The sequence below is a fragment of the Pelagibius sp. genome (genome assembly GCF_028289705.1).
In the GTDB taxonomy this organism is placed as follows: domain Bacteria; phylum Pseudomonadota; class Alphaproteobacteria; order Kiloniellales; family Kiloniellaceae; genus Pelagibius.
The window spans coordinates 1-23,223 of the sequence record NZ_JANQOI010000063.1 but is presented as its reverse complement, the minus strand read 5'-3'; the positions used below and the strand labels follow the sequence as shown (position 1 = coordinate 23,223).

At 66.9% G+C, this 23,223-nt stretch carries 21 protein-coding genes; 6 read left to right on the top strand and 15 right to left on the bottom strand.

Annotated features, from left to right (window positions below; translation table 11 throughout):
* Both Q0996_RS07660 and glnT read left to right on the top strand, forming a co-directional pair.
* A partial coding sequence (locus tag Q0996_RS07660) for an FMN-binding glutamate synthase family protein (protein ID WP_299617330.1) occupies positions 1 to 842 on the top strand: 842 nt, incomplete at its 5' end.
* A 4-nt stretch (positions 843 to 846) separates the two neighbouring features.
* Positions 847 to 2,151 (top strand): type III glutamate--ammonia ligase, encoded by a 1,305-nt coding sequence (glnT, locus tag Q0996_RS07655; protein ID WP_299617328.1) that lies wholly within the window; start codon positions 847 to 849, stop codon positions 2,149 to 2,151.
* Between the two features lie 285 nt (positions 2,152 to 2,436).
* Here glnT and Q0996_RS07650 read toward each other — a convergent pair whose 3' ends face one another.
* The 7 genes from Q0996_RS07650 to Q0996_RS07620 all read right to left on the bottom strand — a co-directional run bounded on the left by Q0996_RS07650 (position 2,437) and on the right by Q0996_RS07620 (position 11,572).
* The gene (locus Q0996_RS07650) at positions 2,437 to 4,245 is read right to left on the bottom strand and encodes a gamma-glutamyltransferase family protein (RefSeq protein ID WP_299617326.1); all 1,809 of its coding nucleotides are present in this window, start codon (positions 4,243 to 4,245) and stop codon (positions 2,437 to 2,439) included.
* A 31-nt stretch (positions 4,246 to 4,276) separates the two neighbouring features.
* On the bottom strand, positions 4,277 to 5,782 hold the full coding sequence (locus tag Q0996_RS07645; RefSeq protein ID WP_299617324.1) for an amidase: 1,506 nt from the start codon (positions 5,780 to 5,782) through the stop codon (positions 4,277 to 4,279).
* 11 nt (positions 5,783 to 5,793) lie between these two features.
* Positions 5,794 to 6,684 (bottom strand): ABC transporter permease, encoded by an 891-nt coding sequence (locus Q0996_RS07640; protein WP_299617322.1) that lies wholly within the window; start codon positions 6,682 to 6,684, stop codon positions 5,794 to 5,796.
* A complete protein-coding gene (locus Q0996_RS07635; RefSeq protein ID WP_299617320.1) occupies positions 6,681 to 7,631 on the bottom strand; it encodes an ABC transporter permease in 951 nt (316 codons plus the stop codon). Before Q0996_RS07635 ends, Q0996_RS07640 begins: the two co-directional genes overlap by 4 nt.
* A 65-nt stretch (positions 7,632 to 7,696) precedes the next feature.
* Positions 7,697 to 9,487, bottom strand: a complete 1,791-nt coding sequence (locus Q0996_RS07630; protein ID WP_299617318.1) for an ABC transporter substrate-binding protein — start codon at positions 9,485 to 9,487, stop codon at positions 7,697 to 7,699.
* Positions 9,488 to 9,560: 73 nt separating this feature from the next.
* A complete protein-coding gene (locus tag Q0996_RS07625) occupies positions 9,561 to 10,580 on the bottom strand; it encodes an ABC transporter ATP-binding protein (RefSeq protein ID WP_299617316.1) in 1,020 nt (339 codons plus the stop codon).
* Complete coding sequence (locus Q0996_RS07620; protein WP_299617314.1) at positions 10,580 to 11,572, bottom strand: ABC transporter ATP-binding protein; 993 nt, start codon at positions 11,570 to 11,572, stop codon at positions 10,580 to 10,582. Before Q0996_RS07620 ends, Q0996_RS07625 begins: the two co-directional genes overlap by 1 nt.
* Before the next feature lie 178 nt (positions 11,573 to 11,750).
* Here Q0996_RS07620 and Q0996_RS07615 point away from each other — a divergent pair, with 178 nt between their 5' ends.
* Positions 11,751 to 12,473 (top strand): GntR family transcriptional regulator, encoded by a 723-nt coding sequence (locus Q0996_RS07615; RefSeq protein ID WP_299617312.1) that lies wholly within the window; start codon positions 11,751 to 11,753, stop codon positions 12,471 to 12,473.
* A gap of 40 nt (positions 12,474 to 12,513) precedes the next feature.
* On the opposite strand, the gene Q0996_RS07610 is transcribed toward Q0996_RS07615, so the two are convergent.
* The 5 genes from Q0996_RS07610 to Q0996_RS07590 all read right to left on the bottom strand — a co-directional run bounded on the left by Q0996_RS07610 (position 12,514) and on the right by Q0996_RS07590 (position 17,479).
* Positions 12,514 to 13,989: a tripartite tricarboxylate transporter permease gene (locus tag Q0996_RS07610; RefSeq protein ID WP_299617310.1), complete on the bottom strand. Its 1,476-nt coding sequence runs from the start codon at positions 13,987 to 13,989 to the stop codon at positions 12,514 to 12,516.
* 28 nt (positions 13,990 to 14,017) lie between these two features.
* The gene (locus tag Q0996_RS07605; RefSeq protein WP_299617308.1) at positions 14,018 to 14,512 is read right to left on the bottom strand and encodes a tripartite tricarboxylate transporter TctB family protein; all 495 of its coding nucleotides are present in this window, start codon (positions 14,510 to 14,512) and stop codon (positions 14,018 to 14,020) included.
* Between the two features lie 103 nt (positions 14,513 to 14,615).
* Positions 14,616 to 15,593: a tripartite tricarboxylate transporter substrate binding protein gene (locus tag Q0996_RS07600; RefSeq protein WP_299617306.1), complete on the bottom strand. Its 978-nt coding sequence runs from the start codon at positions 15,591 to 15,593 to the stop codon at positions 14,616 to 14,618.
* A gap of 102 nt (positions 15,594 to 15,695) precedes the next feature.
* Positions 15,696 to 16,532 carry a sugar phosphate isomerase/epimerase family protein gene (locus Q0996_RS07595; RefSeq protein WP_299617304.1) on the bottom strand — a complete coding sequence of 279 codons (837 nt, stop codon included), beginning with the start codon at positions 16,530 to 16,532 and terminating at the stop codon, positions 15,696 to 15,698.
* A 173-nt stretch (positions 16,533 to 16,705) separates the two neighbouring features.
* The gene (locus Q0996_RS07590; protein ID WP_299617302.1) at positions 16,706 to 17,479 is read right to left on the bottom strand and encodes a GntR family transcriptional regulator; all 774 of its coding nucleotides are present in this window, start codon (positions 17,477 to 17,479) and stop codon (positions 16,706 to 16,708) included.
* 340 nt (positions 17,480 to 17,819) lie between these two features.
* Between Q0996_RS07590 and Q0996_RS07585 the strand changes: the two genes are divergently transcribed.
* Positions 17,820 to 18,860 (top strand): beta-propeller fold lactonase family protein, encoded by a 1,041-nt coding sequence (locus Q0996_RS07585; RefSeq protein WP_299617300.1) that lies wholly within the window; start codon positions 17,820 to 17,822, stop codon positions 18,858 to 18,860.
* A gap of 78 nt (positions 18,861 to 18,938) precedes the next feature.
* Here the strand turns inward: Q0996_RS07585 and Q0996_RS07580 are convergent, their stop codons facing one another.
* Complete coding sequence (locus Q0996_RS07580) at positions 18,939 to 19,643, bottom strand: RraA family protein (RefSeq protein WP_299617298.1); 705 nt, start codon at positions 19,641 to 19,643, stop codon at positions 18,939 to 18,941.
* A gap of 143 nt (positions 19,644 to 19,786) precedes the next feature.
* Here Q0996_RS07580 and Q0996_RS07575 point away from each other — a divergent pair, with 143 nt between their 5' ends.
* Positions 19,787 to 21,208 carry an aldehyde dehydrogenase gene (locus Q0996_RS07575; protein ID WP_299617332.1) on the top strand — a complete coding sequence of 474 codons (1,422 nt, stop codon included), beginning with the start codon at positions 19,787 to 19,789 and terminating at the stop codon, positions 21,206 to 21,208.
* A gap of 10 nt (positions 21,209 to 21,218) precedes the next feature.
* Positions 21,219 to 21,977, top strand: a complete 759-nt coding sequence (locus Q0996_RS07570; RefSeq protein ID WP_299617296.1) for an SDR family NAD(P)-dependent oxidoreductase — start codon at positions 21,219 to 21,221, stop codon at positions 21,975 to 21,977.
* Positions 21,978 to 22,002: 25 nt separating this feature from the next.
* Here the strand turns inward: Q0996_RS07570 and Q0996_RS07565 are convergent, their stop codons facing one another.
* Both Q0996_RS07565 and Q0996_RS07560 read right to left on the bottom strand, forming a co-directional pair.
* On the bottom strand, positions 22,003 to 22,689 hold the full coding sequence (locus Q0996_RS07565) for a GntR family transcriptional regulator (RefSeq protein WP_299617294.1): 687 nt from the start codon (positions 22,687 to 22,689) through the stop codon (positions 22,003 to 22,005).
* Positions 22,690 to 22,747: 58 nt separating this feature from the next.
* On the bottom strand, positions 22,748 to 23,223 hold a 476-nt coding region (locus Q0996_RS07560; RefSeq protein ID WP_299617292.1), incomplete at its 5' end, for an enolase C-terminal domain-like protein.

Below are 23,223 nucleotides of genomic sequence, written 5' to 3'. Positions count from 1 at the left end.
GCGCCAAGCCCGGTGGCGGCGGCATGCTGCTGGGCCAGAAGATCACCGACCGGGTCGCCGATATGCGCGACCTGCCGCCGGGCATCGACCAGCGCAGCGCCTGCCGCCATCCCGACTGGACCGGCCCGGACGATCTGGAAATCAAGATCCTGGAGCTGCGGGAGATCGTCGACTGGGAGAAGCCGATCTACGTGAAGGTCGGCGCCAGCCGGCCCTACTACGATACCATGCTGGCGGTGAAGGCCGGCGCCGACGTGGTGGTGCTGGATGGCATGCAGGGCGGCACCGCGGCGACCCAGGAGGTCTTCATCGAGCATGTCGGCATTCCCACCCTGCCGGCGGTGCGCCTGGCGGTGCAGGCGCTGCAGGAACTGGGCATGCACCGCAAGGTCCAGCTCATTGTCTCCGGCGGCATCAGAAGCGGCGCCGACGTGGCCAAGGCGCTGGCCATGGGGGCCGACGCGGTGGCCATCGGGACCGGGGCGCTGATCGCGCTGGGCTGCAACGACCCGAAGCACGAGGCCGACTATCGCAGGCTGGGTTCGGCGGCCGGATTCTACGACGATTATCAGGCGGGCAACGACCCCGCCGGGATCACCACCCAGGACGAGGCTCTGGCAGCGCGGCTCGACCCCGAGCTCGGCGGACGTCGGCTGGCCAACTATCTCAACGTGCTGACCATGGAGGCCCAGACCATTGCGCGGGCCTGCGGCAAGTCCCATGTGCACAATCTGGAACCGGAGGATCTGGTCGCGCTGACGGTGGAGGCCGCCGCCATGGCCGGGGTTCCGCTTGCCGGCACGGACTGGGTTCCCGGCCGCGCCACCACCGGGGGGAAATGAACCGATGACCGATCTCAGCGAGGCCGCCCGCGAAAAGGGCATCAAGTACTTCCTGATCTCTTTTGCCGACCTCTTCGGGGTCATGCGGGCGAAGCTGGTGCCCGCCGCGGCCATCGGCCCCATGGCCGGCGACGGCGCCGGCTTTGCCGGCTTCGCGGCCTGGCTGCGCATGACCCCGGCGGACTCCGACATGTTCGCGATCCCCGATCCGGCGAGTCTCATCCAGTTGCCCTGGAAGCCGGAGGTGGGCTGGCTGGCCGCCGACCTCTGGATGGACGGCAAGGAGGTGGCCCACGCGCCGCGCAACGTGCTGAAGCGGGTGCTGGCCGCCGGTGAGGCCGCGGGCTACCGCCTGAAGACCGGTGTGGAGTGCGAGTACTTCCTGATTCAGCCCGACGGCAGCGCCATCGCCGATGCGCGGGATACCCAGTCCAAGCCCTGCTACGACCAGCAGGCGCTGATGCGCCGCTACGACCTGATCTCCGAGATCTGCGACTGCATGCTGGAGCTCGGCTGGGGGCCCTACCAGAACGACCACGAGGACGCCAACGGCCAGTTCGAGATGAACTGGGACTATGCCGACGCCCTGGTCACCGCGGACCGCCAGGGCTTTTTCAAATACATGGTCAAGAGCCTTGCCGAGAAGCACGGCCTGCGGGCGACCTTCATGCCCAAGCCCTTCGCCGACCTCACCGGCAACGGCTGCCACGCCCACGTCTCGATCTGGGACAGCGAGGGCACGCAGAACCTGTTCCACGACGATGCCGGGGAACTCGGCCTCTCCGGCCTCGCCTACGATTTCCTCGGCGGGATGGTCACCCATGCGCCGGCCATGTGCGCCCTGCTCAATCCGGCGGTGAACTCCTACAAGCGGCTGAACGCGCCGCCCACCCAGTCCGGCGCCACCTGGGCGCCCAACGCCGTCAGCTACGGCGGCAACAACCGCACCCATATGATCCGCATTCCCGATGCCGGCCGCTTCGAGGTGCGCCTGGCCGACGGGGCTGCCAATCCCTATTTGCTGCCCGCCGCGTTGCTCGGCGCCGGCCTCGACGGCATCGCCCACAAGCATCCGCCCGGCGAGCGCCTGGACATCAACATGTACACCGACGGCCATACGGTGGCCGACCTGACGAAGCTGCCGCTGAACCTGCTCGATGCCCTGCGCCTGCTGGACGGCAGCGCGGTGATGCGCCAGTCGCTGGGTGACGAGTTCGTCGACGGCTTCGTCGCCCTCAAGAACGACGAGTGGACCGCCTACATGCGCCACCTCTCGGACTGGGAACGCCAGAACAGCCTCGACTGCTGATCCGGCCGTTTGCCGGTCGGATACAACCGTGCAGTTCACCCCCCTCCCGACCTCCCCCCATCAAGGGGGGAGGGGATTTTTTGGTGCCGCTTCAATAGGTTCCCCCTCCCCCTTCGATGGGGGAGGGTTGGGGTGGGGGTGACAACCCCTCAGCCGCAAGCCGTTCGCCGATGAGCCTTCGATTTTATGTTCCAAACTGATGCCACTGCTTCCAGAACTTGAAAACTCGACCCTCTGCGCGAGCGATCAAAACGCTAAACCGGACGGCCGTGGTCCGAGGTGCGACTACCGGCCGGCGGCGTAGCCCTGCATGAAGCGCGGGTTGGCGGCGGCCTTCAACACGTCGCCGTCCTTGGCTGCGGCGGTGACGCGGCCGAGGCTCCAGTCTTCCTCGACCTGAAGATCATGCCCGCGGCGGCGCAGTTCCTCCTGCGTCGCCTCGGGGAAGCGCCCCTCCAGCTTCACCTTGCCCGGTTCGCATTCGCGCGGGTGGAAGGAGCTGGGGAAGTGCAGGCTGTTGAACTCCGGCGCGTCGATGGCCTCCTGCAGATTCAGGCCGAAGTGGACGTGACGCAGGAAGACCTGCAGCGACCACTGGTCCTGCTGGTCGCCGCCGGGGGTGCCGAAGGCCATGTAGGGGCGCCCGTCGCGCAGGGCGAATGAGGGCGAGAGGGTGGTGCGCGGGCGCTTGCCGGGCTCCAGGGAGGAGGGCATGCGTTCGTCGAGCCAGAACATCTGCGCGCGGGTGTTGAGGCAGAAGCCGAGCTCCGGGATTGCCGGGGAGCTTTGCAGCCAGCCGCCGCTGGGGGTGGCGGAGACCATGTTGCCCCAGCGGTCGATGACGTCCAGGTGGCAGGTGTCGCCCAGGGCCGTGTCGGCCACCTCCGCCTCCCTTTCCGGCAGCTTCGCCATGGTGGGCTCGCCGCCGCCCTGCCCGAGGCCGGCGGCGCTTTCCTCGCTGGCGATGCGCACGATGGGCTCGGCCCCGAAGCCGGGGATCGTGCCGGGGCGCAACTCGAAAGAGGCTTCCTCGCCGACCAGGGCGCGGCGCTCATTCGCGTAGGACGCAGAGATCAGGGTCTCGATGGGTACCGCGGCGAAGGCGGGGTCGCCGTAGAACGCTTCCCGGTCGGCGAAGGCCAGCTTGTGGCACTCGACCACCAGGTGGACGAAATCCGGATGCTCCGGGGAGAGGTCGTCCAGGTCGAAGCCCTTCAGCAGGGCGAGGCTCTGCAGCGCCACCGGTCCCTGGCCCCAGGGACCGGTCTTGCAGAGGGTGTAGTCGCGGTAGTCGCCGCAGAGCGGCGGTTCCTTGGTCGCCGACCAGTTGGCCAGGTCGTCGCCGGTCAGGAGGGCGGGGTGGGGGCCGCCGCAGACGTCCATCACCTCGGTCTCGCGGCAGAAGCCGTCGATGGCCTCCGCCACGAAGCCGCGGGACCAGGCCCAGCGCGCCGCCTCGATGCGATCCTCGCGGCTGCGCCCGCCGGCTTCCGCTTCCTTGACGATGCGGCGGTAGGTCTGCGCCATCACCGGATTGCGGAACAGGCTGCCGGCCTCGGGCACACCGTTTGCCAGATAGAGCGCCGCGGAGGTGGGCCAGTCGGTCTCGAAGACCTCCTGCACGTTGTCGATGGCCGCGCTGACGTTGGGGAGCACGGGGTAGCCCTGCTCAGCGTAGGCGATGGCCGGTGCCAGCAGGTCGCCCAACTCCATGGTGCCGTAGTCGCGCAGCATCAGCATCCAGGCATCGAAGGCGCCGGGCACGGTACAGGCCAGAAGGCCGGTTCCCGGCACCATGTCGAGGTCGAGATCGCGGAAGGCTTCGATGGTGGCGGCCGCCGGGGCGACGCCCTGGCCGCAGATCACCTGGACGGAGTCTTCGCGCGCGCAATGGAGGATGATCGGCACCTCGCCGGCGGGCCCGTTGAGGTGCGGTTCCACCACCTGCAGGGTGAAGCCGGCGGCAACGGCGGCGTCGAAGGCATTGCCGCCGCCTTCCAGCACCGACATGCCGACGGCCGAGGCGAGCCAATGGGTCGAGGTAACGACCCCGAAGGTGCCGATGATCTCCGGGCGGGTGGTGAAGGCGGTCAAGACAATCTCCTCATGTCAATTCCTGTGTCCTCTAAAGCGCTGCGCTTGCGGCAAAGCGCGGCGGAACGCGGACCTGCGTCGCCTGCTCAAAGGCATAGGCGAAGCGGATCAGGGCACCTTCCTGGTAGGCACCGGCGATGAAAGAGAGGCCGATCGGCAGGCCGAAGTAGTATCCCGCGGGGACGGTGATGCTGGGATAGCCGGAGACGGCGGCCAGATAGGCGCTGCTGCCGGAGCGGTTGTCGCCGTTCACCCAGTCGATCAGCCAGGGCGCACAGGTCGTCGGCACGACAAGCGCGTCGAGCCGCTGCTCGGCCATCACCTTGTCGAGGCCCTCGTCGCGGACCAGACGAAGACAGGTCCGGCGGGCCTCCTGGTAGGCGGGATCGTCGAGGCCCTTAGTCGCCTGCGCCCGCTCGAAAAGATCCTGCGGGTAGTAGGGCATTATGCGGTCGCGGTGGCATTCGTTGAAGGCCATCAGGGCCTCGAGACTGTCAGGCCCGGTGTCCGGCCCGAACGCCGCCAGGTAGCGGTTCATACCGGCCTTGAACTCCGTCGTCATCACCAGCATTTCCGCCGGCCGGACGTCCTCTGCCGGCGGGAGGGCGATCCGGTGGACAACTTCGGCGCCGGCCTCGCGCAGTGCCGTCAGGTTGGCTTCCAGGATCGCGGCGATGCCTTCGTGGGTCTCGGCCAGTCCGGTCAGGCAGCCGATGCGCGCGCCCCGCAACCCGCCCTTGTCGAGAAAGGCCGTGTAGTCTGCCGCGCGCCGGCGGTCGGCGTCGTGGGTCGCCGGGTCCTCCGGGTCGCTGCCGGCAAGTGCGCTGAGCACCAGCGCCGCATCGGCGACGCTGCGGGCCATGGGCCCGGCGGTGTCCTGGCTGTGGGAGATGGGAATGATCCCGCTGCGGCTGACCAGCCCGACGGTCGGCTTGATGCCGACGATGCTGTTCATGGAGGCGGGACTGACGATGGAGCCGTCGGTTTCGGTGCCGATGGCGGCGGCACAGAAACCGGCGGCGACCGCGACGCCGGAACCCGAACTGGAGCCGCCGGGGGAGCGGTCGAGGGCATAGGGATTGCGGGTCTGACCGCCACGGCTGCTCCAGCCGCTGGAGGACCGCGCGGAGCGGAAGTTCGCCCACTCGCTGAGATTGGTCTTGCCGAGAATGACCGCCCCCGCGGCCCGCAGGCGCGCGGCGACGGCGGCGTCGCGGTCCGGCCGGGCGCCCAGCAAGGCAAGGGAGCCGGCGGTGGTGGTCATGCGGTCGGCGGTGTTGATGTTGTCCTTGATCATGACCGGAATGCCGTGCAGCGGGCCGGCTTTGCGGCCTGCCGCCAGGTCCCGGTCCGCGGTGTCCGCGCTCTCCAGGGCATCGGGATTGATCTCGATGACCGCGTTGACGCGCTCGTCCAGCCGCTCGATACGGTCCAGGTGCTGTTCGGCCAGCTCACGCGCACTAAGCTCGCCGCCGTCGATCATGCCACGCATCTCGGCGATGCTGCTTTCGGTTACCTCCTGGATCGTTGCGGTCATCGGCACGGACCCTAGAGGCTGCGGCTTTCGCGCACGTCGAGGAAGTCGCGCAGCGCGTCGCCCAGGAAGTTGATGGAGAGGACTGTCAGCATGATGGCCAGGCCGGGGAAGATGCCGAGCCACCAGGCCCGCGAGATGAAGCTGCGGGATTCGGCGAGGATCAGGCCCCAGGTGGGGGTCGAGGCCTCGACCCCCAGGCCGAGGAAAGAGAGGCTGGCTTCGCCCAGGATGGCATAGGACACGCTCACCGTGGCCTGCACGATGATCGGCGCCGTCGCGTTGGGCAGGATGTGGCGCCACATGATGCGGAAGTTGGAGGCGCCGACGGTGCGCGCCGCGGCGATATACTGCTCTTGCTTGATGGAGAGCACCATGCCGCGGGCGATGCGCGCGAAGTCGTCGACGAAGGCGAGCGAGATGGCGACGATCACGTTCACCAGCCCGGTGCCCAGCACGGCCACCAGATAGACGGCGATGATGAAGTTCGGGAAGGCCCACTGCAGGTCGATGTAGCGCATCACCACATGGTCGACCCAGCCGCCGAAATAGCCGGCCAGGACGCCGAGCGTCACCCCCACGGCCAAGGCGATGGTGACGGTGCTGACGCCGACGAAGAGCGAGACCTGGGTGCCGACGATCAGCCGGCTCAGCAGGTCGCGGCCCAGGTCGTCGGTGCCCAGCGGATGCGCCCAGGATGGCCCCAGGATCATGTCGAAGGCCATGTCGTTGGGATCGTAGGGCGAGAGGAGCGGCCCGAAGACCGCCGCGAAAGTCAACACGCTGAGCACGATCAGCCCAACCAGCGCCTTCTTGTCGGCCAGGATCAGGGTTGCAAAGCGCGACCAGCCGGAGGGGCGGCGGGCGACGAGCTCGGCCGGGGCGAGGGCGGCATCCGGGGTCATGAGTCGTACCGGATGCGCGGGTCGATCACCGAATAGAGCATGTCGACCAGAAGGTTGCTGAACACGAAGATGGCCGAGACCACCAGGATCGCCCCCTGGACCACGGGATAGTCGCGGTTGAGGATGCCCTGGATCAGCAGGCGCCCCAGCCCCTTGATGGAGAAGACGTTCTCCACCACGACAGCGCCGGACATCAAAAGCGCAAAGGCGATGCCGATTACCGTGACGACGGGGATCAGCGCGTTGGGCAGGGCGTGGTAGAAGATCAGGGTCGAGTTGGCCAGGCCCTTGGCCCGGGCAACCCGCATGTAGTCGGTCTTCAGGACCTCCAGCATCGACGATCGGATCATGCGGGCGATGATGGCCGAAAACCCAGTTCCCACGGCGATGGCCGGCAGAATGAGGTGGGAGAGCCAGGGCCAGAAGCCCGCCGAGAGCGGCTCGTAGCCGATGGCCGGCAGCCAGGAAATGTTCACCGCCAGGAACACGATCAGCAGGATGGCCAGCCAGAAGTCCGGCATGGAAAGGCCGAGGAAGGCAAAGAAGGTGACGCCGTGGTCCCAGGCGGTGTTGCGGCGGGTGGCGGCGATCAGCCCCGCCGGTACCGCGATGATCAGGGCGATGACGAAGGAGAGCCCAGCGATGGAGAGGGTGCGGGGCAGGGCCTCGATCAGGAGCTGCTGCACCGGCACCCGGGCACCGTAGATCGAGGTGCCGAAATCGCCCTGCAGGGCGTTCCAGAACCACTTCACGTACTGCACATACATCGGCTGGTCGAGGCCGAACTTGCGCCGCAGCGCCTCCACCGCCTCCATGTCGCCGGCATCGGCCAGCATCGCCGCGAAGGGGTCGCCGGGAACGATCCGCAGCATGAAGAAGACCAGCGTCGCCACCGCCCACATGACGATCAGCGCGCCGATACCCCGCCGGAGGAGATAACCCCACATAGTCGCTTACTCGTTTGCTAGAGGCGGGTGACTCCCGATGGAGCCACCCGCCACCGCCCGCCCCGTCAGGAGAGGGTTACGCGGTCGAGGTCCACCAGTCCGGGAATGCGGCTGATGGCCGGATAGTTCACCGACTTGTGGTGAACCAGGATGTTGGAGGGATGGAACAGGAAGGCGCAGGCCACTTTGTCGGAGGTGATCTTGTTGGCCTTCTGCACCAGCTCGCGCCGTTTCTCGATGTCGGCGGTCGCGCTCTGCTCGTCGATCAGGGCGTCGGCCTCGGTATCGGAGAAATAGCCGAAGGGGTACTTGCTCTCGTCGCGTTTGCGGCCGTTGAACTTGGAGCTGCTCTGCATCCAGTCGACGAGACCGTCGTCGGGATCGTAGTCGCCGCCGCTGCCGGCGCGGCGCAGATCCCAGTTCATGGTGTCGAAGTCCTCGATACCGACGGAGAACTCCTTGGTCAGCAGCTCGATGTCGATGTTGAGGTTGCGCTTCAGAATGGAAGCGACCACCTGGGACTCCCGCCGCCCGGACGGCGTGGTGATCAGCTTCAGGGTCGGCAAGCCCTCGCCGTTGGGATAGCCGGCCTCGGCCAGCAGGCGTTGGGCCTCCTTGACATCGAAGCTCTGGGCGCTGGTCTCGGCCAGGGCCTCGTCATAGTAGTAGCCCATGGCCGGGTTGATGGTGCCGTAGGCCGCGGTGCCGCGTCCGAACTGGGCCTGCTTCAGGTAGCGGTTCCGGTCCAGGGCCTTGGCGATGGCGAGGCGGACCTTGAAGCCTTTCTCCTTCATCAGTTCGTCCAGCGGCTTGTTGAAGTCGGTCACCTTCATGTGCTCGTGCCAGGGGTTCATCCAGAGCGACTGGAAACCAGGCCCGGGCTTCTCGTCCACCACCAGATCGGGATTGGCGAGGAAGCGGTCGATCAGTTCCGGGGCGATGGGATTGCCGCCGATGAGCTGGATGTCGCCGGCCTCCATGGCCGCGGCCAGGGGCTCGGCGGCGGAAATCGGCTTGATGATCACCTTGTCGAGCTTCGGGCGCTCCGGATCGTAGTAGCCGTCGAAACGCTCCAGAACCACGCCCTGGCCCAGTTCGTGGAAGGTGACGCGGAATGGCCCGGTTCCAACCGGCTTCAGGCCGTAGTCCGAGGGCGACATGGAATTGAGCGCGCCGCGGCTGACGATGGTCATGGCACGCCCGCTGGAGCGTTCCAGCGCCTTGGTGAGGAAAGAAGCCTGGGCCTTCTTCAGTTTGAAGCGCACCGTATAGGCGTCCACCTTCTCCAGGCTGGCCACGTTGTTCAGCACCCGCGCATGGATCGACTGGTCCGGGTCCTTGGAGCGGTTGTAGGTGAAGAGTACGTCGTCGGCGTCCATGGTGTCGCCGTTATGGAACTTGACGCCCTCGTGGAGTTTGAAGGTGTACTCCGTGCCGTCGTCGGAGACGGTCCAGCTCTCCGCCAGATCGCCTTCCGCGACCAGGTCGGCGTTGATGTGCATCAGGCCGCTCAACACGTTGGAGGAGATCTGGAACTGCAGGACCTGGTTGATCTGCGCCGGGTCGAGGGTCTGGATCTCGCCGACGCCGGACCAGCCGCAGGTCAGCGTTCCGCCGGCATGGCCGTCGGCTCTGGCCGTTCCCACCGATCCCAGGCCGGTCATCAAATGGGCGGCAGTCAGGGTGCCGGAGGCCGCCATCAGCCGCAGCACCGTCCGGCGCTTGAGCTTCGGTCCCGACATCTCCGCGGCGCTGAGGCCGAACATGGGATCGCGGGGGTCGAAGTCATAGGCATCCGCGAGGTCGGCCTCGATCTTCGCCTTTTGCCGTACGGTCAAGGGTTTGCGCTTCATCATTGTCTGGTCCTCCTGTCTGTCGTCCCTGTTTGTCGTTGAACGGGTTTTCCTGGTTGGGTGGCGGCGCGTCTCGTCATGCCGGTTCGAGGACCGGCCGGTCGATCTTGATACAGGCGGCCCGGTGGTCCGGCCCGACCACATCCAGATCCGGAACGGTCCTTTGGCAGTCCTCGTCCGCCAGGGGGCAGCGCGGATGAAAGACGCAACCGCTGGGCGGATTGGACGGGCTCGGCACTTCCCCGGGCAGAATCTGGTGCTGTCGTCGCTGTTCGATCTCGGGATCGGGCACCGGCACCGCCGAGAGCAGCGCCTGGGTGTAGGGATGTTGCGGCGCGTCGAACAGCCGGTCACTGTCGCTAAGTTCGACCAGCTTGCCGAGATACATCACGGCAACCCGGTGGCAGATGTGGCGGACCACGCTGAGGTCGTGGCCGATGAAGAGATAGGTCAGATCGAACTCGTCTCTCAGGTCCTCCAGCAGGCGGATGATCTGGGCCTGGATGGACACGTCCAGTGCCGAGACCGCTTCGTCGCAGATGATCAGGTCGGGCCGCAGGGCCAGGGCGCGGGCAATGCCGACGCGCTGGCGCTGGCCGCCGCTCATCTCGTGCGGATAGCGGTCGATGAGGCGCGCCGAGAGGCCGCAGACATCGAGCAGTTGGCGCACCCGCGCGGCAACGGCGCTGCGGTCGCTTTCGACGCCATGGACGATCAGGGGCTCGCCGACGATCTCCTCCACCTTCATCCGTGGGTTCAAAGACGAGAAGGGGTCCTGGAAAATCGCCTGCACGCGGCGCCGGAAGGCGGCGGTCTGCGGCTTGTCGAAGGTCGCGATGTCGGAACCGTCGAACAGCACGGCGCCGGATGTGGGATCTTCGAGCTTCAGGATACAGCGGCTGATGGTCGACTTGCCGCAGCCTGACTCACCGACCAGACCCAGGGTCTCGCCCCGGCTGAGGGTCAGGCTGACGCCGTCCACCGCCCTGACCTGCCCGACGGTGCGCTGGATCAGCGCGCCGCGCCGCACCGGGAAGTGCTTGCGCAGGTCGCGCAGTTCCAGCAGGGGGGCGGGATGGTGCGGATCGGCCGTCATCACGTGAGCGCCCCTTCGTAGACCTGCCGCGACCTGAAGCAGGCGCTCCAGTGCTGCGCGGCCACCGCCTCCAATCCCGGAAGCGCGTCGGCGCAGCCTGCCGTGGCGACGCCGCAGCGCGGCTGGAAAGGACAGCCGGGCGGCAGGGAGACCAGATCGGGCGGATTGCCGGGAATCGGCTCCAGAGGAGAGCCGCGCGGCCGGTCGAGCCGCGGCACGGAGTTCAGCAGGCCGACGGTGTAGGGGTGGCCGGGGTGCCGGTAGATCTCCTGCGCGGGGCCGCGTTCTATCACGGAGCCGGCGTACATCACGTTCACCCGGTCGGCGTAGCGGGCGACGATGCCGAGGTTGTGGGTGATGATCACCAGGGCGACACCGAGCCGCCGGCACAGATCCTTCATCAGTTCCAGGATCTGGGCCTGGATGGTGACGTCCAGGGCGGTGGTCGGCTCGTCGGCGATGATCAGCGGCGGCTCGCAGCTCAGCGCCATGGCGATCATCACCCTCTGGCGCATGCCGCCGCTCAGGTGGTGCGGGTAGGCCTTCAGGCGGCTTTCCGGGTCGGCGATGCCGACCATCTTCAGAAGGTCGACCGCGCGCTGGTCCGCCTGCGCCGCTGAGAGGCCGAGATGCAGGCGCATGGCCTCGGTCATCTGGCGGCCGATGGAGAGCACCGGATTGAGCGAGGTCATGGGCTCCTGGAAGATCATGCCGATGCTCTTGCCGCGGACCCGGCGGATGGCTTCGTCGTCCAGCGCCAGCAGATCGCTGCCTTGGAACAGGATCTCACCCCCGGCAATGCGGCCGGGAGGCTCGGGAATGAGCCGCAGCACGGAAAGCGCGGTGACCGATTTGCCGCTGCCGGACTCGCCGACCACGGCGACGATTTCGCCGGGGCTGACGTCGTAGGAAACGGCGTTGGCGGCGCGCAGACTCCCGCTCTCCGTCGCGAACTCGACGACGAGATCCTTGATCTCGAGAAGTGCCGTCATGCTGCCGGCACCGGCCCAAGGATCCCCGCGCGCGCCGCGCCGGTGCCCGAGTGCATCGGCAGAACCCGCCGGCTTGGCGGCCTGTGCCCGACCCCGTCCGCTACTTGTTTCACCGATCCGTTCGTATTATCATTATTGATATTAATAATTGTAAGCAGCCGACAGCGCCTGTCAACCGATGCCTGAAATTGCCGAGATCCTGAATGACACCGCCTGGGCGCTCAGCAGGGAGCGCAAGGGCAACGCGGTCTATCACCTGGTGAAGCGCGCCATCCTGCTGCGCGGCTTCAAGGCCGGAGACACCCTGATCGAGCAACAGATCGCCGCCGCCGTGGGCTGCAGCCAGGGGCCGGTGCGCGAGGCCCTGATGCGCCTGGAGCAGGACGGTCTGGTGGCCCGCCGCGGCTACCAGGGAACCGTGGTCTCCGACACCTCGGCCCCGGAGGCCGCCAAGATGGCGCAGATCCGCATCGACATCGAAACCGCGGGCGTCCGCATCGCGACACCGGCCATGACTCCCGCCAAGCTCGACGAGATCGCCAAGCTGGCGGAAGAGTTGGAGGCTGCGGAAGACCGGCTGGACGCCTATGCCAAGAGCGATCTCGACCGCGCCTTCCACCTGGAGATCTTCCGGGCCTCGGGCATGTGCGCCCTGGAGCCGATCCTCACGCGCTGCTGTCTGCACATGCACCGCTTTACCTTCGGCAATGAGAGCCGCGAGGAGGGGATCGCCGCCAACGACGATCTGCGCGGGCCGAGCCGCGATCAGCACCGTGCGATATTCGAAGCCATCGCGGTCGGAAGGGCCGAAGACGCCGCGGAGATCCTGCGCCGCCACATCGAGGCCGTGATCGCCTACTGGGCCCCGGACCTTCAGACCGCCATGATGGACGGGAACTGAGATCCGGCGTGCTTCCGCCGTGCAAGGTCCGCCGGCCGGGTCACCGGCGGCGCTGCAAGGCTGACTTGATGTAGGGGTATGCCACGCCCAGGAGCGCCAGGGCGAAGAACAGCAGCGCAATGGGCCTCGTGAAGAATCCCGATACGTCCTGCTGGAACATGAGCATCGACTGGGTCAGCGAGATCTCCACGAGCTCGCCGAGGATCAGACCCATCACGACCGGCGCCGCCGAGTAGCCGCGCCGACGCATCACGAAGCCGACGACGCTGAAGGCGACCATCATCCAGACGTCGAAGAGCGAGTTGTTGATTGCATAGGTGCCGATGAAGGCGAGCAGGAAGACCGTGCCCCAGAGGAACTGTTTGGGGACCAGGGAGATGTGGGCGAAGAGCTTGGCGCCGTACAGCCCGACGAAGAGGAACACCAGGTTGGCCAGCAGCATCCCGCCGAAGATGGCGTAGAGGAAGTCCGGCTGCTGCTGGAAGAGGGCCGGCCCCGGGCGCACGCCCAGCATGATCATGGCGCCGAGGATGACGGCGGTGGTCGCCGAGCCGGGAATTCCGAGGGCCAGGGTCGGGACCATGGCACCGCCCGTCGCCGCGTTGTTGGCGGATTCCGGCGCGGCGATGCCCTCGATGGCGCCCTTGCCGAAGGCTTCGGGCGTCTTCGACCAGCGCTTGGCTTCGTTGTAGGCCATCAGGGCGGCGACGGTGCCGCCCTCGGCGGGCAGGATTCCGACGAAGGTGCCCAGCAGGCTGGAGCGGGCGATGGTCCCTCTCACCTTGCGGAGATCGGCCAGCGACGGCAGGCGGACCGCGACCTTCGAGACGAGCCTGGGCACCGCATCCGAGGCGGCGGCCTGCATGAGCAACTCGCTGCCGGCGAAGAGGCCGATCATCAGGGGAATGAAGTGAATGCCCTCGGCCAGCGCCGGCGAGCCAAAGGTGAAGCGCTCGACCCCGGTTGCGAAGTCGACCCCCACCGTCGACAGCAGGATGCCGAAGGCGCCGCCGATGTAGTTCTTCAGGGTGGAGGTGTTGCCGAGGGAGGCCAGCATCGAAAGGCCGAAGAGCGCGAGGGCGAAGTATTCGGGCGGGCCGAAGTGATAGGCCACGCGGGCCAGCAGGGGCGCCGCGACGATCAGCACCAGCACCGAGAAGATGCCGCCGACGCTGGAGGAGAAGGCGGCCATCCCCAGGGCCCGGCCGGCTTCGCCCCGCTGCGCCATGGGGTAGCCCTCGAAAGTCGTGGCGGCGGCGGCCGGCGTGCCGGGGGTGTTGATCAGGATCGAGGTGATCGAACCGCCGAAGGTCGCCGCGCAGTAGATGACCGCCGTCAGCACGATGCCGGCGGTGGGTTCCATGACGATGATGTAGGGCAGCAGCAGCACGATCATCATGATCGAGCCGAGGCCCGGCAGGGCGCCGACGAGCACCCCGGCGATCGTCGCCAGGAAAATCAGCAGCAGCATCTCCGCCGAAAGCACAAAGGCGATGCCCGTCAGTGCCGCGTCCATCAGGCCGGTCCCTTGAGTCGCTGCCGGCTCAACCGCCCAATCCTTCCAGCAGGCCCAGGGGCAGCGGTGTGCCCAGCAGCACGACGAAGAGCGCGAACAGCAAGACCGGCAGCAGCCCCGCGTAAGCGGCAATCAGCGGCCAGTGCCGCTCGCCCCAGAGCACGGGGAAGAGCGCGCAGTAAAGCGGCATCAGGGTGAACATTCCCAGGCTTTCGGCCGTCGCGACATAGGTGCCGACCAGCAGCAGGGTCGTGGCGATACGCAGCCGCAGCCGCGGTCTTTTTTCCGCTTGGCCCGCGCGCCCGGCGAAGGCCAGCATCAGGGCAAAGGCGCCGATCACCCCGATGACGATCTGCGGGAAGCGTTCCGGCGACAGTCCCTGGCGCATGAATTCGGGGACCGGATCGAATTCCAAGGTCAGCAGGTAGCCCCCGGCGCAGATCGCCAGGATGACGAGGCTGTCGGCAAGATCCGGCGGCAGGCGCCGCGGGGATGCAGGGGCGTCTTCCCCACGATCGGTCATCGGTCGAAGTCCTCAAGCGCCCGCGGACCGGCCGGGGCGTCCACCGGCCCGCCCACCGGCCCGCCCACCGGCCCGCTATGCAGGCCGGTGGCGGTCCTCTGGACTATTGCGCCATGCCCAGTTCTTTCAGCGTGTCCTGAATACTGACATACATGTCGCTGATCTGAGCGCTCCAGGCCTGCCGGTCGGCAATGCTGCTGGGGGCCAGACCGGACCCGCTGAGGTAGTTCTGGTAGACCGAGTGGTTCATCGATTTGAGAAAGGCGGTTTCGAGGGCGGCGATGCGGTCTTCGGGCGTGCCCTTGAGAACCGCCATGCCGCGCACCAGGGAGATGTTGAGGTCAAAGCCCGCGTCATGCGAGGTGGGCGTGTCCGGCAGCACCGACATGCGGTCTTTGGCCAGGACCACGGCGGCCTGGATCTCCCCCGACTCGATCTGCGATTCGGCTTCGCCGAAGTTGAGGACCGCGACCTCGATGTTGCCGCCGATCAGATTGGTGACCAACTCGCTGCCGCTCTTGAAGGGGATATAGATGGGGTTCTGCGCCCCGACCTTCTTGATGAAGGACACCGCGGTGATGTGGTCGATCCCGCCGACATGGGTGCCGCCGATCTTAATCGGCCGCCGCTTGGCCTCGGCGATGACATCGGTGATGCCGGTGAAGGAGCCGTTGCCGGCGACCATCAGCAGTTGCGGATCGTCGGTGCCGCGGACCAGCGGCACCAGCTCGTCGAAGCCGATGGGCGCCTTGCCGTTGGCGATGGAAATGAGATGGCCCGGCAGGAGCGACATCACGGTGTAGCCGTCGCGGGGCTTGCCGTTGACGTAGTTCATGGCATTGACGCCCAGGCCGCCCGGTTTGGGCAGAACCTGAATGTCGGTCTTCAGGGACTTGCGTGCGCGCAGGGCCGCCATCCGCAGGAAGATGTCGGAGCCGCCGCCGGCGCCGGAGAGATTGACGATCTCGATGGTTTTGGACGGAAAACTGTCTTGCGCCATGACCTCGGCACCGCCGGCCATCGGGCCGGCCAGGACCAACAGGCCGAGGGCTGCACCGCGTAGGATGGAACGTCGCTTCATTGATTGCCTCCCCAAGGGTTGTCGTTGTTTATCTGCAGCAAGGGCTGATCGAGCAGCGCAAATGTATACATTCCGATCCAGACGAATGGCGTGTGGCGGCGGTCACCCGACCGGGACCCCGCCTTTCGCCGCCTCTTCCACCAAGATTTCGCGGCCCGTGACCATGTCTTCGAGCGTGCCGTAGCCGCTCATGTAGTGTCCGTCGAAGCCCATCGATTCGAGGCGCCCGAAGAGGTTCGCAAAGTCGATATTGCCGGTGCCGGGATACATGTGGTGCTCACGGTCGCCCAGATTGTCGGCCAGGCGCACGACGCCCAGCCGCTCACAGCCCATGACGTTGATGAAGCCGTCGATGCCCTCGGGCACCAGATGGGCGTGGTTGACGGTGAAGGCCCACTTCAGGCGTTCCGAGTCCAACTTATTGAAATAGAAGATAGTTTCATCCAGCGTGTGGCCGAGGTAGTTGACCTCGGCATGCTGGGGCTCGCGGTTCATGTTTTCCAGGTAGAGGGTAACCCCGCGCTCTTCGGCATAGGCGCAGGTCCTGCGCAGGCGCTCCAGCCCGGCCAGCTTGCGTTCCTCGTAGTCGGCGGTGAAGTGATAGCCCGCATGGACCTCGACCCAGCCGGCGTTCAGTTGGACCGCGGCGTCGATGTAGCAGCGCAGATAGAGATCGGCGGCCTCCCGCAGGAAGGGCGAGATCTCGGCGACGTTCATCGCCGACAGCGTGTGCAGGCCGAGCTGCACGTCGTGTTCCCGGCAGAGCGCCTTCACTCTCTCGCAGCGCTCCTCGTCGAAGGTCTCCAGCGCGTTGGGCGGCCGGTCGATCTGGATGTCGAGGTAGTGGACGTCGTTCTCGCCGGCCCAGACGATGCCGTCTTCCAGTTTGATGCGGCGGGCCAGGTCGACGCCGATGCGCCGTTTGAACGACTCTTTCACAAGGCTTCCTCCAAAATGTATACATAATTTTGCAGGAAGAATGCGTCAGGCGGTGTCGAGAATCAAGGAAAACCTCGACTCTCCTCGCCGTGCGGCGGCGAAGGTCGCAATTGGATACAAATCTGAGGCGAGTCGGCGGAGCCTGAGCCGGCGCGGCCAGGTCTGGAAGCTTTCTAGCTTTCGGTGGTGTTCGGCAGGTCGACCACGTCGGTGCTGTGCACCAGTTCGGGATGGTCCTTCAGGTGCCGCCAGCCGCCGCCGCGGTGGGCGGTGAGCGCCTGCTCCAGGGCCTTCTCATCGCGCGCCTTGAGCGCCTCGAAAATGCGCTCGTGTTCGGCAACCGCCTGTGCCCAGCGCTCCGGGTCGGTGTTGCTGCGATAGCGGATCACCATGATGCGGTGAAACAGGTTGCGGTAGGTCTCCAGAAGCAGACGGTTGCCCGCGGCGCCGACGATCAGTTCGTGCACCTGCTCTGCCGCAAGGAAGTACTCGTTGATCTCGCCGCGCGCGTAGTGCCCGACCATCCGGTAATGAGCCTCGCCGATTTCGGCGATCTGGGCGTCGGTGATGGAGCGGATCACATAGGGCACCGCCATGCGCTCGAGCCCACCGAGCAGCGCCACCGCCTCGTCGACATCCCTCTGGGTCAGTTCGGCAACCCGCAGACCGCGGTTGGGCACCACCACCAGAAGGCCCTCGGAGGCGAGGTACTTCAGCGCCTCGCGCAGGGGTGTCCGGGACACGCCGAACCGCCGGCAGAGGTCTTGCTGCGGGACCTTGTGACCCGGAATCGGTTCGCCTTCGATGATCAGGCGGCGGATCTGCCGCACCAGGCGCATGGTCAGCGTCAGCGGCCCGCCGTCGCTGTCGCTGTTCAGCTGCTCCGGCGGCGCGTCGTGCCGCGCCTTGGCATCCTTCACCGGAGCCGGCTGGGTCTCGGCAGCCATCTCAAACGAGCCCGCAGAGCGATCCCGCGCCGCGGCCGGCCGGCGGGTCTGTAAAGAGGGTGCTCAAGTCGTTCTTCATTGAGTCCGTCATGTTCGCGTATCCATATTCTGCCCCTATCGGGGCGGATTGGTCCAATGTCTCCCGGAGCCGACCGGTTTCGCGGCCGCGTGTCGCGGCGCGGCCGAGCCCGCGGGAAGCCGCCGGCAGTGGGTTTCGACTGCGGCATTCGGATTGACAGTCTCTCTGAAATACTTTCTGATATCTCAGATTCAAGAGCTGCGCCAGCCGTTGGCCGGGCCATCGGCGCGCTGCGCGTTCAGGGGTGAGAGGAGTCGGGGAATGACCGTGGGAAGAGACTACTTTGTCTATGTCGCCTGCCTTGCCGGGGCGCAGATCGATGTCTACCGGGGCACGGCCGACGCGAAGCTCAGCCATGTGCAGAGCGTGCCGCTGTCCGGCAAGGGCCTGCCGCTGGCGCCGAGCCCGGACCGGCGTTTTCTCTACGCATCGGTGATCGGTGAGGTGGACGGCGTGGAGGACCCCCGCTACGACACCTTTCGCATCGATGCGACGACCGGCGAACTGACCCACATCGAAACGGTCAAGGCGCCGGCCCGCATGGCGCACATCTTCGTCGAGCGGTCCGGGCGTTTCCTGCTCGGCGCGTCCTTTCCCGGCAGCGTCATCGCCTCCCACTCCCTGGGGCCGCGGGGCGTGCCGCAGGAAATGCCCTCCGACCTGCGCCCGACCCCGCGCAAGGCGCATCAGATCATGACCGATCTCTCCAACCGCTTCGCCTATGTGCCCAATCTGGGGGCGGACCTGGTGATGCAACTGCGTTTCGACGAACGAACCGGGCGCTTTGCCGACAACCAGCCGCCGGAGCTGTTCTTTGGCGAGGGTTCGGGCCCGCGTCACTTCGCCTTTCATCCCGGCGGCCGCTGGGCCTATCTGCTGAACGAACTGGACGGCTCCCTCGTCGCCCACCGCCTGGACCCGGCCACCGGAGCCCTTGAGGCGATGCAGCAGGAAAGCGCGCTGGTCGACGGCTTCGACGCCGGCGAGCCGTGGGCCGCCCAGATCCACGTCACCCCGAACGGGCGCTTTCTCTATGCCAGCGAGCGGCGGGCCAGCACCCTTGCCGGCTGGCGCATCGATCCGCGCACGGGCCGTCTGTCGGACCGCAAGGTGATTCCCTGCGAGAAGACGCCGCGCGGCTTCGACATCGATCCTGCCGGCCGCTTCCTGGTGCTGGGCGGCATGGGCGAGAACAAGGTCGCGGTCTATGCCATCGATCCCGACAGCGGCGCCCTGGACCGGCGCTTCGAGATCGCCTGTGGCGCGCAGCCGAACTGGGTGGAAGTGATCGACCTTCCGTGACGGCCCCGCGGTCATAGCGGCACCCGAGGTAACAGCCCCGCAGTCATGACGGCGTGAGGGTCTCCCGTGACGCTGCTTTCAGCTGGTCTTCGCCGCGGTCTCCATGGCTTCGCGGAACTTGTCGGCGGTGAAGCCGGTGGTCTGGGCGGCGGTGATCAGCACCCGCTCGCGCCGTGAGATGAGGGCGGCGGCTTCCGCCACCTTGTCCGCGATGTCGTGGGGCACGACAACGGCGCCGTGCTTGTCGGCATGGATGATGTCGCCGTGGGAGACCGCCATGCCGTGGATCTTCACATCGCTGCCCCAGCCGGTGACGTGAACCCAGGCATGGCTGGGCAGCACCATGCCGGCCAGGATCTGAAACCCCTCGGCGTTGTCGTCCAGGTCGCGGACCGAGCCATTGGTGACCGCGCCGATGGCGCCCAGGCCTTTGTGAACGTTGGTGAAGACTTCGCCCCAGAAGCTGCCCTGGCCGACCGTCTCGTCGAGGTCTTGAACGACGATTACCGAGGGGCGGGGCCCGGCCTCGATGTAGCTGTAGTACTCGTGCAGGACCCTGCGGAACTCCTCGGGCGGGCGTTGGTGATTGATCTCCGAGCGGATGGTGACCGTGCGCGCATAGCCCACCATGGGCGGCAGATGGGGCCGGGTGCAGTGGAGCGGGCGGGTGTTGTAGCCGGAAAGCCTGTGGACCGGCGAGACCAGCTCGAGGGCGTTGCACACCGTCGGCGTATCAAGGGCCCGCAAGGCCTCCAGCGCCGCGTCGTTTGTCCTTTGGTCCATGGTCTCCTCCCGCTCGTTCTCTCGCTTTTCCGCGCTTTCGCAGAAAGCCTGTCTGGATCGCTTATCTGAGATATTAGCTTGCATCTCTAAGGAGGCACAAGTTAGTTTATCGGCAAATCGGGGAGGTCTGAGGCTTGGCAAGTATGCAGTATGAGTTCGTGGCCCAGGGGTCCAACGATGTCTGGCGCACCTTCAATCCGGCACGGCCCTCCGAAGAGGTCGGCCGCTACGGCGTGGTGCCGCCCGGCGGTCTCGCCGCGCTGGTCGAGCGGGCCAGGTCGGCCCAGGCCGAGTGGGCGCGGGTGCCCGACGTCGAGCGCGGCCTGGTGGTCGGCCGCTTCCTCGACGCGGTGACGGAGCATGCCGACCGGATTGCCGAGGCGGTGACGGCCGAGCAGGGCAAGATCCTGGCCGAAGCCAAGGCCGAAACCCTGAAAGGCGTGGCGGAGGGCCGCTTCATGTGCGGCGAGGCGGCGCGGGTCGGCGGATCGGCGGCCGGGTCGGCGCGCCCGCAGGTCCGCAACCTCATCCTGCGCCGGCCGCGCGGCGTGGTGGTGGCGATCTGCCCTTGGAACTTCCCGGCGATGACGCCGCTGCGCAAGCTCTGCCCGGCCCTGGTCTTCGGCAACGCGATGATCATGAAGCCCTCGCAGTTCACCCCGGCCGCGGCCTTTCTGCTGGCGGAGATCGCGCGGCCCCTGTTCCCGAACGACCTGTTCCAGATCGCCGTCTGCGGCGGCGCCCAGGCCGGCGAGCTTATCGCCATGGACGGCGTGGACGCGGTGAGCTTCACCGGGTCGGTGGAAACCGGGCGCAAGGTCTATGCCGCCGCCGCATCGAACCTGATCCCAGTGCAGCTCGAACTCGGCGGCAAGAACGCGGCGGTGGTCAACGACAGCGACGACCTGGACGGCTGTCTGGACGCCATCACCGGGGCGGCCCTGATGACCGCGGGACAGCGCTGCACGGCGATCAGCCGGGTGCTCGTGCGGGACGAACTGGGCGATGCCGTGGTCGAGGGCCTGGCCGAACGGACGCAGGCAGTGCGCCTGGGCGACGGCATGCATCCGCAGACCACAATGGGGCCGCTGTGCAACGAGCCGCATCTGCGCAGCGTCGAGGCGATGACCGCCCGCGCCATCGAAGAGGGGGCGAAGGCCGTTGCCGGCGGCGCGGCCGCCGTGGCGGAGGACTGCGAGGGCGGCTATTTCTATCAGCCGACGGTGCTCGACGGGGTGGCGCCCCAGTCCACCGGCGGCTGCGAGGAGATCTTCGGGCCGGTGATCTCGGTGATCCGCTACCGCGATTTCGACGAGGCCATGGAGATCCTCAACGGCACGCCCTTCGGACTGACCTCCTGCCTGTTCTCGGACTCCAACCGGCTGGTGCAGCGCTTCCTCAACGAAAGCCGCAACGGCATGCTGCATGTCAACCACGGCTCGGTGCCCGACATCAACATGCCCTTCGGCGGGATCAAGCACTCGGGTGTCGGCCCCTATTCCGTCGGTGCCTCGGCATCGCAGGTCTACACGACCGAACACGCGGCCTACATCGGATGGAATTGAGGACGTTGCAATGAACACACAGAAGAGCAGCCTGGCGGGGGAGGTCGCCCTGGTGACGGGGGCAAGCCGCGGCATCGGCGCCGCGGTTGCCCTGCGCTTTGCCGAACGGGGCGCGAAGGTCATCGTGACCCATCGCGACAGTGCCGGGGAGGCCGATGCCGTGGTCGCGTCGCTGCCCGGCGAGGGGCACCGCGCGGTCAAGGCCGACGTTTCGGATTCCGGCGCTCTCGCCGATCTGGCCGACAGTGTGCGCGGCCGGGAGGGACGCCTGAGCTACCTGGTCAACAACGCCGGCTGGACCACCGCGATCCCGCACCACAAGCTCGACGAACTGACCGACGAGATCATGCTGAAGACCTTCGAAGTCAACACTTTCGGGGTGTTTCGGGCCTGCCGGGCACTGGGGCCGATCATCCACGAGACCGGCGGCGGTGCTATCGTCAACATCTCTTCGGTCGCGGCGAGCATCGGCATGGGCAGTTCGGTCGCCTATTGCGCCTCCAAGCTAGCGGTCGAGAGCATGACCCAGACCCTGGCCCGGGTGTTCTGCCCGGAGGTCCGGGTGATGGCGGTGGCCCCGGGCCTGACGGCGACGGACATGATCAAGATGTGGACGCCGGAAGAGCAGCAGAAGCGGGCGCAGATGAATGCCATGAAGCGCATCGCCGCGCCGGCAGAGGTGGCCGAGGCGGTGGTCTCCACCGCGGCCGATTTCACCTACTCGACGGGTTCTGTGATCAAGGTCGAAGGCGGCCGCGCGCTGTTCTGAGCGCGCCCCGTCTCGCGCGCCTTCTTCAGTTCAGGATCGCCCGGTCGCGGGCGCCGGTCAGATGGGCCCGCATGGCCTCGGCGGCGGCGTCGCCGTCACGCTTCAGCAGCGCTTCCAGAATCCTCAGATGCTCGTCCATGGCCGGCAGCTCGAAGAAGCCGTGGCTCTTGCCGATGTTCATGCGAAAGATCCGGACGTGCTCGGTGGCCCGGTGAAAGGCGCGCCGCAGGATCTGGTTGTCGTAGAGCTCCATGATCTCGTCGTGCAGGCAGAAGTCGACCCGGGCCTTTTCGCGAAACAGCTCGGGGTCCTGCTGGTCACTCTTGTTGAAACGATCGACGAAGGCCTGGGTGATGTCCTGGATGCGCTGGATCTGGCTTTCCGGCGCACGCTCGGCGAAGTGCCGGATGGTGGCGCACTCGATGACCATGCGGGCCTGATAGGCTTCGCGCAGTTGGGCCTCATCGATCAGCACAACCTGGATGCCCCGCTTGGCCATCAAGGTCACCAGCCCCTCGACCTCCAGGGCCTTCAGCGCCTCGCGCATGGGCCCGAGGGGGGACTCCAGCTTCTCGCAGAGTTCGCGCTGGGACAGAAACTCGCCCGGCTTGATCGCGCCGGAGAAGAGGGCGTTCCTGAACGCGCCGTAGGCGCGCTGGCGAAGGTTCTGCGACTTGGCGGGATCGTCGTTCTTGAGTGTCTTGTCGATCATGCTTCAGTCCAATGAACAGTTGAACAAATGACCAGGTGAGAAACAACAATGCAAAGGATCAGTCCCCTCGGTCGGCGCGAAACCTGCCCAGGGCTTCGCCGGCCGGCTCCGGGACCAGCCCGGCCCGGTCCGGCCAGGCGATCCTGCCGTCGCGCACGGCAAAGGGTTCGGCCGTCAGCTCGCTGCGCAGCGGGTTGGCGTTGACGTCGAACTCGCAGCGGCTTTCCGGCCCGGCCAGCGCCGAAACCACGAGCGACGCCCATTGCCCCACCGCCGATCCCATGAAGTGCGGCCAGAGCGCCGCGCTCTTGCCGTTCGCCGCTCCTGCGGTTTCCATGACCTGGCGGGCGCCGCTGAGGCCGCCCCACTTGGCGATGTCGGGCTGCAGAATGCGCAGGCCGCCCAGGTCGCGAAAGGCGTCGAAGGCCGCGGTGCCGTAGATGTTCTCGCCCGCCGCCGTGGGTGCCGTAAAGGCCCGGGAGACGGCGGCCCAGTCCCGCAACGGCCGGTCCGCGCGAATGGGCTCTTCGACGA